At 79.0% G+C, this 801-nt stretch carries 1 protein-coding gene; it reads right to left on the reverse strand.

The genetic code is table 11. The features are described from left to right. Positions 1–129 precede the first annotated feature (129 nt). Positions 130–633: a MarR family winged helix-turn-helix transcriptional regulator gene (locus ATM99_RS14070; RefSeq protein WP_082659773.1), complete on the reverse strand. Its 504-nt coding sequence runs from the start codon at positions 631–633 to the stop codon at positions 130–132. Between the last annotated feature and the right edge of the window lie 168 nt (positions 634–801).

Consider the following 801-nt stretch of genomic DNA (forward strand, 5'->3'; position numbering starts at 1 on the left):
CGGTCGTCGTCGACGGCGCGGGCGACGCCCCGGTCTCCCCCGCCGTCGGTCGCTCGTCCCGCGGCACGCACGCCACGAGCAGGACGGCACCGCCGGCGGCGAGCAGCGCGCGCCGCGTGAACCCGGCGCTCACGCGCGACCCGCCACGCGCCGCAGCAGCCGCAGCAGGGTCTGCTGCTCGTCGTCGTCGAGCGCGTCGAGGCGCGCGCGCACCCCCGCCTCGCGGCTGCTCGCGACGGCGTCGAGGCGTTCCCGCCCGGCGTCGGTCAGCTCGACGAGGGTCGCGCGCCGGTCGTCGGGGTCGGGCACGCGGCGCACCCACCCGTCGGCCGCGGCCTGGTCGACCTTGGACGTCACCGAGCGGGGTGCGACGTCGAGGGCCTCGGCGAGCTCGCCGAGGCGACGCGGGCGGCCCATGCGGTCGAGCGTGCGCAGCAGGCGCAGCTGCCCGGGCGTGATCGCGTCGCCCAGGCGCTCGGACGCGTCCCGGCGCGCGTTGCGCAGCACGTCGTGCAGCAGGTCGAGCAGCTCCTCCGACGGCGCGACCGGGTGCGCGGGGTCACGGCCGGGGTCGCACGCGCCGCGACCGCGGGGCGCGCGCCCGTCGGCGTCGGGGTGCTCGTGGGGTCGCACGCGCCGAGGCTACCGGGGCGGCCCTCGGCCACCCGCGCCCGGCCGACCCGACGGGTGCCGTGGACGTCCACGGTCGTCGACGCCCGTCGCGCCGCGGAATACCTCGCCGGGCCGCACGCTTATTGGTGAGGTAACCTCAGCATCTTGCGGGCTCGCCCCCGCTCCCCT

Source organism: Cellulomonas sp. B6, assembly GCF_001462455.1.
In the GTDB taxonomy this organism is placed as follows: domain Bacteria; phylum Actinomycetota; class Actinomycetes; order Actinomycetales; family Cellulomonadaceae; genus Cellulomonas.